The sequence below is a fragment of the Bacteroides sp. 2_2_4 genome (genome assembly GCF_000157055.1).
In the GTDB taxonomy this organism is placed as follows: domain Bacteria; phylum Bacteroidota; class Bacteroidia; order Bacteroidales; family Bacteroidaceae; genus Bacteroides; species Bacteroides ovatus.
On record NZ_EQ973359.1, the window covers coordinates 393,983 to 410,447 of the forward strand.

The following is a 16,465-nucleotide window of genomic DNA, read 5'->3' on the forward strand; positions in this document are numbered from 1 at the left end:
TCCGCCGCACAAATCTTTCCTTATAAAAATACTGTTTTAAAGCAGATTTTCCTTTCTTTTTATTGGTTTATACAGGATATATACACCATTTTGTTATCCATAGATGTCAAGTAAGGTATCTTACAGAAAAGATCTTTACTTCGCTTCTTCTATAATAGTCTTCATTCCTTTGATTTTCTCCCCCTGAATCAGATTCAAGAGTTGCTTCACCTTAGCCCGGCGAACAGCGACAAAAGCATAATGTTCTTTGACGTCAATCGCTCCGACATCTTCGCGGGTCAGATTTCCTTTTTTATATAAGAATCCGGCAATATCTATCCGGCTAAGTTTCTCCTTTTTTCCTTTACCTATATAAATGGTAGCCCAGACCGATTTCGGAGGCCGGGGAGGGTTTTCAGGCAACGCCACTGTTTCCATTTCTTCCGGGATATAAGAAGGAAGTTTCTCTTCGGCATGAAGAATCAGATAAGACGTTCCGGTCGCATCCCAACGTGCTGTACGTCCGTTGCGGTGCGTAAAGGCTTCTTCATTGACCGGCAAATGATAATGGATGATATGTCCGACTTCCGGAATATCCAGTCCACGGGCTGCCAGATCGGTAGAAATCAATACATGACAACTGCCATTACGGAACTTGTAAAGCGCACGTTCACGGTCCGGCTGTTCCATACCGCCATGAAAACGTTCTGCGAGTAGTTTTTTATCCGCCAATAACTGATGTACACGGTCCACCGCATCCCGATGATTACAAAACACGATGCTCGAACTGCTCCCCAATGTACAAAGCAGGTTATATAAAGTATCAATCTTATCTTTGGAAGGCGAAAGCACCTTCATCAATTTCAAGCGCGACTCTTGTTCTTCAGAATCGTCCGAAAGGAAGTTCAACTTAACTGTGCGGTTCAATCCTGTAAATTCGGGAATCTCTGCCGCATCAGTAGCTGAAAGCAACATACGTTTTTTTAATCCCGGAAGCTGGGTAATAATCTCTGCCATTTCATCGTGGAAACCAAACTCCAACGATTTGTCGAACTCGTCGATAATTAAAGTTTCAATGGTTTCAGGGTTGAAATTGCCTTTCGACAAATGGTCGGTGATACGTCCCGGAGTACCAATGATGATAGCAGGATGATTGCCCAATATACTTTTCTTTTCTTCGGCGATAGGATGCCCACCGTAACAACAGCAGGTTTTCCAGGAAGTCCCCATTGCTTTGAATACAGAATCTATCTGTAAGGCCAGCTCACGCGAAGGAACGAGAATCAAAACCTGCACGCTGTCGTCGTTCGGTTTTAGAGTAAGGAGTAAAAGTAACAGATAGGCCAATGTCTTGCCCGATCCTGTCGGTGACAACAGTATAACGTCTTTTCTTCCGGTAGCTTGTTCAAGTGATGCTTCCTGCATCGGATTCAGTTCCTCAATCTTCAAATTGCGGAGAGCCGACTGTATAATTTCATTTTTCTCTAACATGGAGGCAAAGATACAAAAAGGAAAGAGTACGGAGATAAAAAAACAATCAAACTTTAGCCATGCCGGTCAATATATAATAACCTTTCAGATTATTCTCTTTCATGTAAATGGTTACTTCTGCCCTACAAGCGGTAACCAAGGCATATCCCGTTAAACTTGAACTCATAGCTTTGACAAATGAATACTCTGTATCATTGTGAATAAAAGATATACGATGATATTCCATAACCTATTGTACTTTAATAATTCTATTGTGTAGCCAAATATACGAATATAATAGATAAGTACAGATAAAAAAGGAGAACTATCTTTTAAACAGACATAAAATAGATACAAACCATAACGGAAAGACATTATGAGATAATAGTAAAAAAAAGCGGGAAATCGAAGAAGCATTACTGCTTTTCAGATTTCCCGCTCTGTGTTTATGTAACCTTTCCGGTCATTGTTCCGACCGGTTTGTTCTCTTCTGCGAATTATCCTCCGAAGTTGTCGAACATCAGGTTCTGTGCCGGAACGCCAAGATCGTCGAGCATCTTCTCAACAGCTTTCGACATCGGACCAGGACCACACATGTAGTATTCAATATCTTCAGGAGCTTCGTGATTCTTCAGGTAAGTTTCGTAAATTACGTTGTGAACAAATCCCGGAGTGTACTTCACGCCTGCAGCATCAGCAGCAGGGTCCGGACGGTCGAGAGCCAAATGGAAAGTGAAATTCGGGAAGTCCTTTTCAATTTGCAGGAAATCTTCCAGATAGAACACTTCGTTCAGCGCACGGGCACCGTAGAAGTAAGACATCTTACGGTCAGTAGTATGCAATGTCTTGGTCAAGTGCATGATTTGCGCACGTAATGGAGCCATACCGGCACCACCACCAATCCACATCATTTCCTTCTTAGAATCGAAGATTGGGTGGAAGTCTCCGTAAGGACCGCTCATTATTACCTTGTCACCCGGTTTAAGAGTAAAGATATAAGAAGAAGCGATACCCGGCATTACGTCCATAAATCCAGGACCTTGTTCTTTCGGTTTGAACGGCGGAGTAGCGATACGTACTGTCAACATGATACGGTCACCTTCGGCAGGATAGTTGGCCATAGAGTAAGCACGGATTGTCTCCTCGTCGTTCTTACACTTCAAACCCAGCAAACCGAATTTCTCCCATGCAGGAAGATATTCATCACCAATCAAGCTCTTGTCAATGTCCTTGTCATAGTCCATTGAGAATTTAGGAATCTTAATCTGTGCGTAAGAACCCGGGATAAAGTCCATGTGTTCGCCTTTAGGCAGAGCAACGATGAACTCTTTGATAAATGTAGCCACGTTCTTGTTGGAGATTACTTCGCACTCCCACTCTTTCACGCCAAGTACAGATTCGTCAATCTTGATTGACATATCGCCTTTCACTTTCACCTGACAGCCCAGACGCCAGTGGTCTTGCTGCTGTTTGCGACTGAAGTGAGGAACCTCAGAAGGTAGGATTTCGCCGCCTCCTTCGAGTACTTGGCATTTGCACTGTCCGCAAGATCCCTTACCACCACAAGCAGATGACAGGAATATCCCATTTACAGACAGCGTATTCAACAAAGTAGAACCGGAAGCCACTTCCAATTCCTTTTCGCCGTTGATTGTCAGTTTTACGTTTCCTGACGGTACCAGGAAATTCTTAGCAACCAACAAGATTACAACAAGCAACAGAATAACCACAAGGAATACCCCAATGCTCGCTAATATTAAATTCATATCCATTGTCTTATTCCTTTCTTTTTAGATGTTCAAACCAGAGAAACACATAAATGCGATTGCCATCAGACCTACTGTGATAAATGTGATACCCAAGCCCTTCAATGGAGCAGGTACGTCAGAGTAAGCCATTTTCTCGCGGATAGCAGCCAGACCTACGATAGCCAGCAACCAACCGATACCAGAGCCTAATGCATAAGAAAGGGCATCCCAAATATCACCAATGTATTTCGGATCACTCGGACCCAGATTGATACGTTGTTGCATAAACAGAGAGGCACCCATGATCGCACAGTTAACAGCAATCAACGGCAGGAAGATACCCAGCGAAGCGTACAGTGACGGAGTGAAGCGTTCTACCACCATCTCCACCAATTGCACGATACCGGCAATTACGGCAATGAAAAGAATAAAACTCAAGAAGCTAAGGTCGACACCTTCAATGATAGCATTGGCAGCCAGCACCTTAGTTTGCAACAGGTAGTTGACCGGAAGCGTCACCAGCAACACGAAAGTCACGGCGATACCCAGTCCTACGGCAGTCTTCACATTCTTCGAAACAGCCAGGTATGAACACATACCCAAGAAGAATGCGAATATCATGTTGTCCACAAAGATAGAGCGGACGAATAAACTTAATAAATGTTCCATAATTCTTTTTGATTTATGATTTATGATTTATAATTTATGATTCAGCAGACTTATCATGCGACTATGACTATAAAGCTAGACATAAATCATAATTCAGAAATCAGAAATAATTAATTACTTTGTTCTTGCAATTCTTTATGACGTGCACGTTGATACCAGATGATGCATGCTACGATAATCAATGCCATCGGCGGCATCAACATCAAGCCGTTGTTTACGTATCCGATATTTTGAATCGGTTCATAATTCAGGATATTGAAACCAAGCAATGTTCCCGAGCCAAACAGTTCGCGGAAGAAAGCAACGATAATCAAAATCTTGGCATAGCCTAAACCATTACCTACACCATCCAAGAAAGACTCCCAAGGACCGTTCTGCATGGCAAATGCTTCCAGACGTCCCATCAAGATACAGTTAGTGATAATCAAACCTACATAAACAGAAAGCTGTACGCTTACGTCGTAAGCAAACGCTTTCAGGATTTCACTTACGATAGTTACCAAAGCAGCTACCACAACCAACTGGACGATGATGCGGATGCGGTTAGGAATAGTCTTACGCAACAGTGAAATAACAACGTTGGCAAATGCAGTAATCACCGTTACTGAAAGTCCCATCACGATGGCAGGCTCCAGCTTTGCGGTAACAGCAAGTGCAGAACAGATACCGAGCACCTGTACGGTTACCGGATTATCAATTCCCAGCGGAGCAGAGAATACTTCTTTATTTTTCTTTGAAAACAGTTGTCCCATATTCTATCTTTCTCCTCCTTATTATTTAGTTAAAAAACTCAAGTAACTATTCAGGCAAGACTTCAACATGGCATCTACACCTACTGAAGTGATTGTACCACCGGAGATACCATCCACTTGGTAATCAGGTTTCTCTACCTTGCCATTTTTTACGACTCCCAAAGTGATAGCTCCATTTTCCAAAGTCTTCTTACCTACAAATTCATTTTGGAAATGGTCGGTTGCAATTTCAGCACCCAGACCCGGAGTTTCACTAGCGTGTGAGAAGTAAGTACCGTAAACGGTATCTTTATCTTCGTTCAGTGCAACGTATCCCCAGATAGCGCCCCAAAGACCGGCACCGTAAACAGGAACTACATATTTAGTCTGACCGTCCACTTCGCATACAAACACGTGCAGACGTTGTTGTTCTTTTGCTTCTTTCTCGTAGTTGGTAGCAAATTCGCCCGTATTTTCGGTCAGCGTACCGTCTACGTTCATCAGCATATCCCCTTTCACATATTTCTGATATTCAGCATCCGCATCTTCCACATTCTTAATGTTCAATGCAGCGAGGATTTGTTTCTTAGTGTCCAACTGCACATTCTTGTCTTGTGTAGATTTCAGTGAAGAACTAACGAATGCCAGCAGGAATGCTACGATAATAACCATTACCGAAGCATAAATGATAGTATAACTATTACTATTCGTATTCATTTTCTTTCGGTATTTATTGGTTAGACTTGATAGTGCGTTTCTCGCGACGGCTGATATTGCTTTGTACTACACAGTAGTCAATCAGCGGAGCGAAGATGTTCATCAGCAGGATGGCAAGCATCATACCTTCCGGATAACCCGGATTCAGTACGCGGATAACGATAGCCATCACACCGATCAGGAATCCGAAGATATATTTACCTCTTTCTGTACGTGCGGAAGTCACAGGGTCAGTAGCCATAAATACGGCACCGAAGCAGAAACCACCAAGAACGAGATGTTCGTACCAAGGCATTTGAGCCATTGTGTTGTTTTCCATGCCGATTGAGTTGAATACCCATGCCATGAATGCGCCACCGATGAATACGGAAATCATTGTCTTCCAGCTTGCAACACCTGTCCAAAGCAGGATAACGGCACCAATCAGGATAGCGATTACGCTGGTTTCACCAATAGAACCCGGAATCAGACCTGTAATCATATCCATGTTGAACGCAGGAACACTACCTGTTGTAGCAGCTTGTCCCAGCGGAGTGGCAACGGTGAGTCCGTCTACGCTTTGTCCTAAACCGAAGATGCTGTCGCCTGACACCCAAACGGCATCACCAGACATCTTGGTCGGGTATGCGAAGAACAGGAATGCACGAGTAATCAACGCAACGTTGAATACGTTCATACCTGTACCACCGAATACTTCTTTTGCGAAGATAACAGAGAATGCAGTAGCTACGGCAAGAATCCACAGCGGACAGTCTACCGGAACGATCATCGGGATCAGGATACCGGAAACAAGGAATCCTTCCTGGATTTCTTCTTTCTTCCATTGAGCTACGACGAACTCAATGCCAAGACCTACTACGTATGATACGATTATTTTAGGCAGTACTGCCAGGAATCCGTAGATAAACATTTCGATGAAGCTGCCAGTAGCACCTGTATGAGTGAAATGCTGGTAACCTACGTTGTACATACCGAACAGCAAAGCCGGTATTAACGAAATAACCACAATCGACATGATGCGCTTGCTATCGATTGCGTCATGTATGTGCGTTCCCGTTTTCGCAGTCTTGCTAGGCACGAACAGGAATGTTTCGAAGCCGTCAAACACCGACTGGAATGCGTGGAATTTGCCGCCCTCCTCAAAGTTCGGCTTTATCTTATCGAGATAATTTCTTAACGCTTTCATTTATTTAATTGAAAATTGAAAGTTGAGAGTTGAGAATTGGCTGTGCTGGGTTTATGCTGTATCCACAGAGAGCCGTTTCGCAAGATTTCAACTATCGCTTATTTTAATTTTTATTATTTAATCTCTTATTCGATTACGCCATTTCTGAACGGAGCATATCGAGTCCGGCACGAACGATGCGTTGCAGTTCCATCTTTGAAGAGCAGACGAATTCGCAAAGGGCGAAGTCTTCAGGAGCTACTTCGTAGATGCCGAGTGCTTCCATACGGTCGATGTCACCAGCGATAATTGCTTTAATCAGATATTCGGGCAGAATGTCCATTGGGAATACCTTATCGTATTCACCCGACATAATCATGTGACGTTCGCCACCTTTGATACGGGCATCCAACGTATATTCCTTCTTACCCATCAACCAGCTGAAATAAGAACGATTGGCACTGAACTGGTTGAAACGCGGCATGATCCATCCAAGCATTTCGTGAATGTCGTCACCTTCGGGGATAACAGTCAGTTGGCTATGGAATGCGCCCAAGAATCCGTTCGGAGATACTTGCTTTCCTGTCAGCACGTTACCGCTGATGTAGCGTAAGTCTTTGTCTTTTGTTACATTGCCGGCAAACACGTTGGTGAGCAATGCACCTACCTGTAGTTTGCAGTATGCAGGTTTCAACACTTCGGAACCTGTCACAGCTACTGTACGGGTGAAATCTACATGGCCTGTATTGAAGAGGCGACCGATGAAGATTACGGCTTGCGGATCAATAGTCCATACCGTTTCGCCCTTGGATACGGGGTCGAGGTGGTTGATCTGAACGCCTACATTACCTGCAGGGTTCGGTCCGTCGAATGCGGTGATTGTAACGTTCTTAGCCTGTGTCAGTGCAGCAGCGTTCTGTTTCACACTGATGTTCAGGTAGGTTTTTGCCAGTTTGGCAAGAGCATCAAGCCCTGTCTGGAAGTTTGCTTCTTCGCCTTTGAGGGCGAACTCGAAATCCGGAGCCAATGGATTGGTATCGAATGCGGAGATGAAGATTCCTTTCGGGGTTACCGTCGGATCTGCAATGATGTCATAAGGACGCTGTTTGATAAACGCGAAAAGTCCGGCTTCTAACAGAGCGGATTTCACAGCTTCAGCATCCATCGAAGCAACATTCTTTTTCCCAAAATCTTCATAGTCCTGCTCTGCAGCAGCTTCTACTACGATGTTCAATACCTTACGACGAGCACCACGTTCTACACTCGTCACCACGCCGCTCACCGGCGAAACAAATTTCACTTCAGGATGATACTTGTCGATAAACAAGGGTCCACCAGCCATTACATATTCCTGCTCTTTCACAACTACCTTAGGCGTCACTCCAGGAAAGTCATCGGGTACAAGTGCGTAGAATCCCGGTTCTTTTACTGTTGCGTACGTTTCAGCAGCTTTTCCTTTCAGGTTTATGTCAAGGCCTTTACGTAACTTTATTACATTTGCCATGCTATATAAAATAATGGTTTCATAAATTTGCCGCAAAAGTAATAAATAAGATTGGGATTCGGTAGGAAAAAAGAAAGGAATTACGGAAAAATATCCGTAATTCCTTTCGTGTTCGTGCACGTAATCTTTTATCTTTTGTTCCGAAACAAAAGACAGAAGCAAAGAAAAAGAACTATTCAGCAAACATAGGATCCCAAGCAGGAAGTCGGATAGGCTTCTGTTTCAACACCTCGAGAGCTTTTTTCGATGCATATTTCGTTTCTACTACTAGACGGAACATATATTCGTTAAACCAATCATCTGTCATAATGAGATAACCCTGATAACCGGCAGCAGGCCCCCAACTATTTTCAACCATCCATTTCGTCGGTTTTCCATTTTTGTCAAGATCGACGGCCATAAGAGTCATGGCGTGACTGGAGCCACTGGCAAAACTTTGGATACGTTGCTTCTTGTTCATGCCAAAAGAAGTACCCATAAGAGATTCGTAGTCGTAGTTTTTGACATCCAGTAGACCACGGTCAGAGTTTAGAAACTTACCTACATCGCAAGAAAAATACATCATTGTGCTATCCTTGAGAGAAGAAATAGCCATTTCTTTGATATCCTCGATGGGGAGATTGACATACGTCCAGTTTTTGCCGTCGTAACGGTGGCGGTCGTAGTCTATCTCATAACACTTATAATATTCACGGCTCGGATCGTTCATTAACATGACATAATTATCAATCAGTTTTTCGTCACCATACTTTTTCAGGAAAGAAAGTGGAGTGTAAGTTTCGGTAGACACAGGCTCACCCTTAGCGTTATATTCAGTCCAGGTAAATTCAGTAGGAGGAACACCGAGATTCAACACTAACATGCGGTAGATGGTGCTCAACATCTCTGTTTTTGTTTTCTCAAGGGCAGCAGGCTTGACACCTTGCGCAGCGAGATCACGGAGTTGAAGCCCCTGTTCACGAAGTTTCAGGGCAATCAGACCTGCCATACGGGAGGTATTTTCACTACTGTTGGTTTCCGGCATCACATCTTTGGGAACAAGCCCGTATTTACTGACAATATCGGCTACACCGGTGAATGTTCCACCGTCACTCAAAGGATTACGGAAGAGCCATTCCACCATTTTATCATCCATCGGCTTACTGCTGGTATCGATAATACCTTGTAGAAAGAGGTTGGCTTTCTCCAGTTGGTCGAAGAAGAAAGGATAAGTTTGCGAGAATTCGAAGGAACCGAGGTTATGCTTGGCGATCGCTTTGGCACGCATCACATTCAAACCTGTAAAAAGCCAGCAACGACCAGAAGATTTTTGGTCGGTGATACCTTTAGAAGACACTTTGATAGAAAAATGCGTATCCATGCCTTTCAGGTTATCCTGGTTGAGAGCCAGTTTACGGATGTCGTTGTTGCCGATGGCGTTGCGAATAGCCTTGTCGGTGGGAGTGTTTGCATAACTCTGCTTGATTTGTTGCATCATGGAGTCGCTGATGCCTCCTTTCACTTCTTGCGCTTGTGTAGAATAAGAAAAAGCACAGAAAACAAAAATTGATAAAATCTGTTTATTCATTTGATATAAATAATTAATTAATAGGCTGACGGATCATGATATGCTAACAAATATTGTTTTAGTGTATGGGATTAAATCATGCAATTTTATTTACCAGCATATCGAAAAACATCTTATTCTGCAAAAATACGATTCTTTTTTAGATTTATTATCTAAGAACATCAAAACTAATCGGAATAAAATAGTTTTCTTTGCAGTCGAATTCCTCAAAGAGAAATATGAAGAAATATATAATAGGAATATTGGTGATGCTTCCATCCATCAATATGATGTCAGCTACGGCTGATAGTACGGCAGTAAAAAGCGATGAACTGCAAATGTCTACAACTTCTATCAGTGATACTACTCCTACAGATTTTGAAGGCGCCCCGTCAGACACCATTCCTGCCCTTTCCAAGCGCGAGTTGCGTCGCCAGCGCGTGGCAAACCGGAATTTGCACTATAACATATTAGGTGGTCCCAGTTATACGCCGGACTTCGGTTTATTAGTAGGCGGTAGCGCACTGATGACGTTTCGGATGAATCCGAGTGATACCACTCAACGGCGTTCAGTAGTGCCAATGGCCATCGCCTTGATGTTCAAGGGCGGCTTGAATCTGATGACGAAACCACAGCTCTTCTTTAAAGGCGACCGTTTCCGTATCTTCGGAACCTTCTCTTATAAAAATACAATCGAGAATTTTTATGGCATCGGATATTCCACTAATAAAGATTATGAACGTGGAGAAGATACCAGCGAGTACCGTTATAGCGGCATTCAAGTAAACCCCTGGTTCTTGTTCCGTCTGGGAGAAAGTAATTTCTTTGCAGGTCCTCAAGTCGATTTGAACTATGACAAGATAACTAAACCGGCTGCGGGGATGGTTAATGAGCCCTCGTACATTGCGGCAGGAGGTACGGAGCACGGATACAAAAATTTCAGTTCGGGACTCGGCTTCCTATTGACGTATGACACACGTGATATTCCCGCCAATGCTTATAGCGGAACTTACCTTGACTTCCGGGGAATGATGTACAATAAAACGTTCGGCAGTGATAATAATTTTTATCGATTGGAAATCGATTACCGCCAATACAAAACAGTAGGACGCCGCAAAGTGATAGCCTGGACAGTGCAAAGCAAAAACGCATTCGGAGATGTACCCCTAACAAAATATGTACTTAGCGGGACCCCCTTCGATCTTCGCGGTTACTACATGGGACAGTTTCGCGACAAGTCCTCGCATGTCATGATGGCCGAATACCGCCAGATGATAAATACGGACAAAAGCACTTGGGTAAAAAAGATGTTAAGTCATATAGGATATGTAGCCTGGGGAGGATGCGGATTCATGGGACCCACTCCGGGCAAGATAGAAGGTGTGCTTCCCAACCTCGGATTGGGATTACGTATCGAAGTTCAACCCCGTATGAATGTACGCCTTGATTTCGGCAGAGACATGGTGAACAAGCAGAATTTGTTCTACTTCAACATGACAGAAGCCTTTTGACGCCATTTACGCGACAAATTGTGCACAATTTACAAGAAAGATTGTAAAATAGATAATAAAAGACTGCACATAAATGAAATTAATCCTTATATTTGCGCAAGCTATAACACAGCAAGAGCAAATAATAGGATTTTTTTATGAAGCAATTTATATATTTTTTTTCGGGGTTATTACTTCTGTTCATCTCTACCACCCGTGTAGTTGCACAAGAAGTGTCTGACTATTCTCAACTAAGTGAAGAAGATTATAGTAAAATAGTTCTCCCCCCACTATCAGTTTTATTCGAAAATGCCAAGAACAGCCCCATTTATGAGATGGCGGACGTAAAGGCGAGAATTGAGCGCAAATTACTCCAAAAAGAGAAATGGTCATTTCTAGGTTTCTTCAGTTTACGGGGGAGCTATCAATACGGAATGTTCGGTAATGAGTCCACCTATACGGACGTGGCAGTCGCCCCATATCTTACCTACTCCACTCAAGCGCAAAATGGTTACACAGTAGGTGCAGGTCTAAGTATTCCATTGAACGATTTATTCGACCTCAAAGGACGTGTCAGTCGGCAAAGACTCACACTAAAAAGTGCAGAGTTGGAGCGGGAAGTGAAGTATGACGAAATCAAAAAGAATATTATTGAGATGTACGCAATGGCTACCTCACAGATGAGAGTTCTTCAGATGAGAAGCGAGAGTCTTGTGCTTGCCAATGTGCAATATGAAATATCTGAAAAGAATTTTGCTAACGGAACGATAGAGTCTACGGATTTATCGACAGATAAAGAGCGTCAGTCTCAAGCCCGTGAAGCATATGAGAAAAGTAAGTTTGAACTAACAAAGAGTTTAATGATACTTGAAGTTATTTCACGCACCCCCATCATACGAAAATAAAAAACTAAGATATGAACTTTATCATTTCTATTATACGGACCCTTTTTCGCCATCGTTGGCTGATATTGATAGGAACCGCTCTCTTCACATTGATGGTCATATATTATACACGCCACATGCGGGGAGGATATGATGTAAAGGCTACACTCTACACAGGTGTAGCATCAGGATATAACCTGGAGAGTGATAAGCGTACCGACTGGGCAACAGTACAAAATTCGATGGATAATCTAATCAGTATCATGCAAGCTGAAAGTACACTCAAAAGAGTATGCTTGCGGCTATTTGCCCGTATCCTCATCCAAGGAAGTCCAGATAAAGAAAATAACGGTATTACAGCTTCCAGCTACAACTACACCTACAATCATTTAAAAAACAGTCCAAATGGTAATGAGATACTGAAACTAATCGATAAATCAAGTGAAGACAAAACAGTAGCCAATCTGGAAGCATATATGCGCCCCCACAGAGACAACTACATATATGGATTATTTTATTATAATCACCCATTTTACAGCTATAATGCACTGAAAAATATAAAAGTGCAACGCCGTTTGACCAGTGATTTGTTAGACATCAGTTACTCATCTGGTGATCCCGGTATTGTCTATAATACTGTCAGTATCTTGATGGATGAATTTGTAGAAGAATACCGCCGTATACGTTACGGGGAAACAGATAAAGTAATCAAATATTTCGAAGAAGAGTTGGCACGGATTGGCAAACAGCTTCGACTGGAAGAAGAGGATTTGACCAAATATAACGTACAAAAACGTATCATCAATTATCTGGATGAAACAAAAGAAATAGCTGCTATCAGTAAAGAGTTTGAACTAAGAGAACAAGATGCACTGTTTGCATTCAATAGCACTAAATCCATGCTTGAAGAATTAGAGAAACACATGGACAGTAATGCCAAACAGGTGCTCAAAAACATGGAGTTTGTAGATAAACTGCGAGAAGCATCCAACATTACCAGCAGAATTTCAGAAGCTGAAGCAATGACTGATTCCAAGAAAGAGGATTCTCAGTCAGTAGAAAGTGATAAAAAGCAGTTAGCTAAAATCAAGCAAGAACTGAATGATCTGACAACTTCTTACGTTGGTCATAAATACACCAAAGAAGGTGCTTCACGAACCAATATCATCGATCAGTGGCTAGAACAAACCTTACTCTATGAAAAAGCTAAAGCAGAACTCCTTATCGTGCAAAATGCTCGTCAGGAATTGAACGAGCGATATGTATTTTTCGCACCGGTAGGTACAACTATCAAGCAAAAAGAACGTTCTATCAACTTTACCGAACGTAATTATCTGACTGTATTGCAAAGCTACAATGAAGCCTTATTAAGAAAGAAGAATTTGGAAATGACTTCTGCGACCTTAAAGGTATTGAATGAGCCGACCTATCCGATTGCGTCCAACTCAACTAACCGGAAGCAAATTGTTATTGCCGCTTGTATAGGAAGCTTTATTATTATAGTAGCTTTATTACTGTTGATTGAAATGCTTGACAGAACTTTACGAGATGCCAGTCGTAGCAAACGAGTAACCGGTTTTAAAGTTATAGGCGCTGTTCCCAGTACAAAATCCTCCCGTTATGGCGGATTAGCCAAAACTTATGTCCAAATTTCCATAAAAGAGTTGAGTAATGCATTACTTCGTTTCTTAACCAAGCGCAAGTCTCCAGGTGTATTCATCATCAACCTCTTCAGTACCAGCAACCATTCCGGGGAAGAAGAACTAGGAAATTTGATCTGTGGATATATGCAAAGCCGTATGCTAAATACAAGATTCATTACCTACGGAGTAGATTTCAACACAGACTCCACACAATACCTGCTTGCAAAAAATATCACAGACTTTTATACTTTACAAGGAGAAGATATATTGATAGTTGCCTATCCACCATTGTCTAAGAGTAATATCCCGAGTGCGCTACTACATGACGCTAACGCCAACATTTTAGTAGCTCCAGCAGACCGTGGTTGGAAAACTATCGACAAACAACTTTGCGAACAACTTATGCAACAACTGGGTAAAACAGATGTTCCATTCCGTCTCTGCCTCACCAATGCTTGTCGCGAAGCAACAGAGGACTTTACAGGACAACTTCCTCCCTATACATTATTACGTAGAATCGGTTACCGTTTCAGTCAATTGTCATTAACAGAAAAAATGATATTCAACCTCAAGAGAAAAGCAAAAGAAGCAGAAGACGAGGACGATGACGAATAGGGTAATTACATTCCATATCCTGCTTGCTGCACAGTTTGCACTGATTGCGGTAAGTATGCTTGTAAACGTTAAGACAGGACTATTCTCAATGGTACTTATCTTACTGTTTACCGCCATCTGTCTAATACAACTTAGCAATGACGAGCGTACAAATTGGAAACCCGGTCAAAATATAATGACCTATCTCTTTATTGTCTGGCTACTGTTTTACGTAGCAGAAATATTGAATCCCAACAATGTGATGGCAGCATGGAACATCAATCTCACTCCATACGCCCTCATTCCGTTAATATGTGCATTCGTCGTTCCGGTTGTCATACGTACCAAGAAGGACGTTGAACTACTGCTAATAATATGGTCGATATTCGTCATAATATTCACCCTAAAAGGTTATTGGCAAAAAAATCATGGTTTCAGCTCCAAAGACCTTTATTTCTTGCATGTACTGGGAGGCGCACGCACTCACATTATATGGTCGGGAATCCGTTACTTCTCCTGCTTCTCAGATGCCGCAAACTATGGGGTACACGCTGCCATGTCGGCAGTCACCTTCGCCATTGCTGCATTTTTTGTTGATTCGAGATGGAAGCGTATCTACTTCCTTTTTATCGCTTTTTGCGGTATTTACGGAATGGGGATTTCCGGAACCCGTTCTGCCATGGGTGTTCTTATGGGTGGTATGCTAATGATAACCATCATAGCTAAAAACTGGAAAGCACTATTAGGCGGCATATTCATATCCATTAGTGTATTTGTGTTTTTCTATTATACCAATATTGGAAGTGGAAATCAATATATCCACAAAATGCGTTCCTCTTTCCATCCTACGGAGGACGCTTCATACCTTGTACGTGTTGAAAACCGGCAAAGAATGAAAGAATTGATGGCAAGAAAACCTATCGGATACGGCATCGGACTCTCTAAAGCTGGAAATTTTGAATCAAAAGAACAAATGCCCTATCCTCCCGACTCATGGTTGGTAGCCGTTTGGGTAGAGACAGGAATCGTCGGTCTGATTCTCTATCTTGCCATTCATGGTGTCCTCTTTGCGTGGTGTTCATGGATATTAATGTTTAAAGTACGCAATAAAAGTTTACGCGGATTAATAGCAGCATGGATATGCATGGACGCAGGTTTTTTCATAGCCGCTTATGTCAACGACGTAATGCAATACCCTAATCAATTGACTGTATATATAGGATTCGCACTCTGTTTTGCTGCTCCACATATTGACAAACGTATCAGCGAAAAGAAAGCGGAAGAAGAAACAGTAACAGAAGAAGATTTAATATCCACCCAAGAATTCAACGAACAAAAATGACAAACAATACTCCGGACATATCATTTATAACAATCTGCTATAACGGATTCAAAGACACCTGTGAGTTGATAGAGTCCTTGCAAAGCAAGATACACTCTGTGAGCTACGAAATCATTGTTGTTGACAATGCCTCACGCGAAGACGAAGCAACCCAAATACACAACCTGTATTCCTCCGTCATTGCTATCCGCAGCAATGAGAATAGTGGTTTTTCCGGTGGTAATAACATAGGCATCCGGGCAGCAAAAGGCAAATATATATTCCTTATTAATAATGACACCTACATTGAGTCAGACAATATCGCATATTTAATAGAACGACTGGAAAGTCGTCCAGAAATAGGAGGAGTATCACCTAAGATACGTTTCGCATTTCCACCGCAACACATACAGTTTGCCGGCTTCACCCCTTTATCACAAATCACACTACGTAACAATATGCTGGGATTCGACTGTCCGGATGATGGTACATTCGACACTCCCCACCCCACTCCTTACCTGCATGGCGCCGCCATGATGATAAAGCGGGAAGTCATTGAAAAAGTAGGAATGATGCCAGAGATATTTTTTCTCTATTACGAAGAATTAGACTGGAGTACGAGTATGACCCGTGCCGGATATGAACTGTGGTATGATCCTCGCTGTACCGTTTTTCATAAAGAAAGCCAAAGTACAGGACAGCTAAGCAAACTGCGTACTTATTTCCTGACGCGCAACCGTCTGTTTTATGCACGACGCAATCTAAAAGGATGGAACCGTATCGCCTCCGTCCTCTATCAAAGTACCATCGCTGCCGCAAAAAACAGCCTGGTCTATGTACTTAAAAGACGTTTCGACTTAAGCGCTGCAGTATTCTATGGAGTAAATTCCGGGCTTTTCCGCTCTTCATCTGAAAAGAAGAGCACTATTCTACCGAAAAAGGGAGGTACTCCCCTATCCGAATTATCCGAAAAGCAAACTACCACTGTATAAACTCTAAATACT

Annotated in this window: 14 protein-coding genes; 5 read left to right on the top strand and 9 right to left on the bottom strand. The window is 42.5% G+C overall.

What is annotated here, in order from left to right; translation table 11 throughout:
- Window positions 1–135 precede the first annotated feature (135 nt).
- The 9 genes from BSCG_RS15395 to BSCG_RS15355 all read right to left on the bottom strand — a co-directional run bounded on the left by BSCG_RS15395 (window position 136) and on the right by BSCG_RS15355 (window position 9,550).
- Entirely contained in the window at window positions 136–1,470 is a 1,335-nt protein-coding gene (locus BSCG_RS15395; RefSeq protein WP_008775867.1) for a DEAD/DEAH box helicase, read from the bottom strand.
- A gap of 46 nt (window positions 1,471–1,516) precedes the next feature.
- Window positions 1,517–1,696: a hypothetical protein gene (locus BSCG_RS15390; RefSeq protein WP_004306317.1), complete on the bottom strand. Its 180-nt coding sequence runs from the start codon at window positions 1,694–1,696 to the stop codon at window positions 1,517–1,519.
- A 250-nt stretch (window positions 1,697–1,946) separates the two neighbouring features.
- A complete protein-coding gene (gene nqrF, locus BSCG_RS15385; protein WP_008022130.1) occupies window positions 1,947–3,221 on the bottom strand; it encodes an NADH:ubiquinone reductase (Na(+)-transporting) subunit F in 1,275 nt (424 codons plus the stop codon).
- An 18-nt stretch (window positions 3,222–3,239) separates the two neighbouring features.
- Entirely contained in the window at window positions 3,240–3,866 is a 627-nt protein-coding gene (gene nqrE / locus BSCG_RS15380) for an NADH:ubiquinone reductase (Na(+)-transporting) subunit E (RefSeq protein WP_004315904.1), read from the bottom strand.
- 110 nt (window positions 3,867–3,976) lie between these two features.
- Complete coding sequence (locus tag BSCG_RS15375) at window positions 3,977–4,618, bottom strand: NADH:ubiquinone reductase (Na(+)-transporting) subunit D (RefSeq protein ID WP_004300389.1); 642 nt, start codon at window positions 4,616–4,618, stop codon at window positions 3,977–3,979.
- A gap of 21 nt (window positions 4,619–4,639) precedes the next feature.
- On the bottom strand, window positions 4,640–5,314 hold the full coding sequence (locus BSCG_RS15370) for a Na(+)-translocating NADH-quinone reductase subunit C (RefSeq protein ID WP_004315905.1): 675 nt from the start codon (window positions 5,312–5,314) through the stop codon (window positions 4,640–4,642).
- A gap of 13 nt (window positions 5,315–5,327) precedes the next feature.
- The gene (locus BSCG_RS15365) at window positions 5,328–6,500 is read right to left on the bottom strand and encodes an NADH:ubiquinone reductase (Na(+)-transporting) subunit B (RefSeq protein WP_008775869.1); all 1,173 of its coding nucleotides are present in this window, start codon (window positions 6,498–6,500) and stop codon (window positions 5,328–5,330) included.
- Window positions 6,501–6,633: 133 nt separating this feature from the next.
- On the bottom strand, window positions 6,634–7,983 hold the full coding sequence (locus tag BSCG_RS15360; protein WP_008775870.1) for a Na(+)-translocating NADH-quinone reductase subunit A: 1,350 nt from the start codon (window positions 7,981–7,983) through the stop codon (window positions 6,634–6,636).
- Window positions 7,984–8,155: 172 nt separating this feature from the next.
- A complete protein-coding gene (locus BSCG_RS15355; RefSeq protein WP_004315907.1) occupies window positions 8,156–9,550 on the bottom strand; it encodes a C1 family peptidase in 1,395 nt (464 codons plus the stop codon).
- A gap of 218 nt (window positions 9,551–9,768) precedes the next feature.
- Here BSCG_RS15355 and BSCG_RS15350 point away from each other — a divergent pair, with 218 nt between their 5' ends.
- From BSCG_RS15350 to BSCG_RS15330, 5 genes are all read left to right on the top strand, one after another.
- The gene (locus BSCG_RS15350; protein WP_008017378.1) at window positions 9,769–11,040 is read left to right on the top strand and encodes a BamA/TamA family outer membrane protein; all 1,272 of its coding nucleotides are present in this window, start codon (window positions 9,769–9,771) and stop codon (window positions 11,038–11,040) included.
- 137 nt (window positions 11,041–11,177) lie between these two features.
- A complete protein-coding gene (locus BSCG_RS15345) occupies window positions 11,178–11,924 on the top strand; it encodes a TolC family protein (RefSeq protein WP_008775873.1) in 747 nt (248 codons plus the stop codon).
- Window positions 11,925–11,935: 11 nt separating this feature from the next.
- Window positions 11,936–14,161 carry a GumC family protein gene (locus BSCG_RS15340; protein ID WP_032849487.1) on the top strand — a complete coding sequence of 742 codons (2,226 nt, stop codon included), beginning with the start codon at window positions 11,936–11,938 and terminating at the stop codon, window positions 14,159–14,161.
- Complete coding sequence (locus tag BSCG_RS15335) at window positions 14,151–15,482, top strand: O-antigen ligase family protein (protein ID WP_008775875.1); 1,332 nt, start codon at window positions 14,151–14,153, stop codon at window positions 15,480–15,482. The genes BSCG_RS15340 and BSCG_RS15335 overlap by 11 nt, the downstream gene beginning before the upstream one ends.
- Complete coding sequence (locus tag BSCG_RS15330) at window positions 15,479–16,453, top strand: glycosyltransferase family 2 protein (RefSeq protein ID WP_008775876.1); 975 nt, start codon at window positions 15,479–15,481, stop codon at window positions 16,451–16,453. The genes BSCG_RS15335 and BSCG_RS15330 overlap by 4 nt, the downstream gene beginning before the upstream one ends.
- Window positions 16,454–16,465 lie beyond the last annotated feature (12 nt).

Coding starts and splice junctions, on each gene's coding strand:
- BSCG_RS15335 (WP_008775875.1), top strand. CDS start 14,151: ATGACGAATAGGGTAATTACATTCCATATCCTGCTTGCTGCACAGTTT.
- BSCG_RS15370 (WP_004315905.1), bottom strand. CDS start 5,314: ATGAATACGAATAGTAATAGTTATACTATCATTTATGCTTCGGTAATG.
- BSCG_RS15390 (WP_004306317.1), bottom strand. CDS start 1,696: ATGGAATATCATCGTATATCTTTTATTCACAATGATACAGAGTATTCA.
- BSCG_RS15395 (WP_008775867.1), bottom strand. CDS start 1,470: ATGTTAGAGAAAAATGAAATTATACAGTCGGCTCTCCGCAATTTGAAG.
- BSCG_RS15340 (WP_032849487.1), top strand. CDS start 11,936: ATGAACTTTATCATTTCTATTATACGGACCCTTTTTCGCCATCGTTGG.
- BSCG_RS15365 (WP_008775869.1), bottom strand. CDS start 6,500: ATGAAAGCGTTAAGAAATTATCTCGATAAGATAAAGCCGAACTTTGAG.
- nqrF (WP_008022130.1), bottom strand. CDS start 3,221: ATGGATATGAATTTAATATTAGCGAGCATTGGGGTATTCCTTGTGGTT.
- BSCG_RS15345 (WP_008775873.1), top strand. CDS start 11,178: ATGAAGCAATTTATATATTTTTTTTCGGGGTTATTACTTCTGTTCATC.
- BSCG_RS15350 (WP_008017378.1), top strand. CDS start 9,769: ATGAAGAAATATATAATAGGAATATTGGTGATGCTTCCATCCATCAAT.
- BSCG_RS15375 (WP_004300389.1), bottom strand. CDS start 4,618: ATGGGACAACTGTTTTCAAAGAAAAATAAAGAAGTATTCTCTGCTCCG.
- BSCG_RS15355 (WP_004315907.1), bottom strand. CDS start 9,550: ATGAATAAACAGATTTTATCAATTTTTGTTTTCTGTGCTTTTTCTTAT.
- BSCG_RS15330 (WP_008775876.1), top strand. CDS start 15,479: ATGACAAACAATACTCCGGACATATCATTTATAACAATCTGCTATAAC.
- BSCG_RS15360 (WP_008775870.1), bottom strand. CDS start 7,983: ATGGCAAATGTAATAAAGTTACGTAAAGGCCTTGACATAAACCTGAAA.
- nqrE (WP_004315904.1), bottom strand. CDS start 3,866: ATGGAACATTTATTAAGTTTATTCGTCCGCTCTATCTTTGTGGACAAC.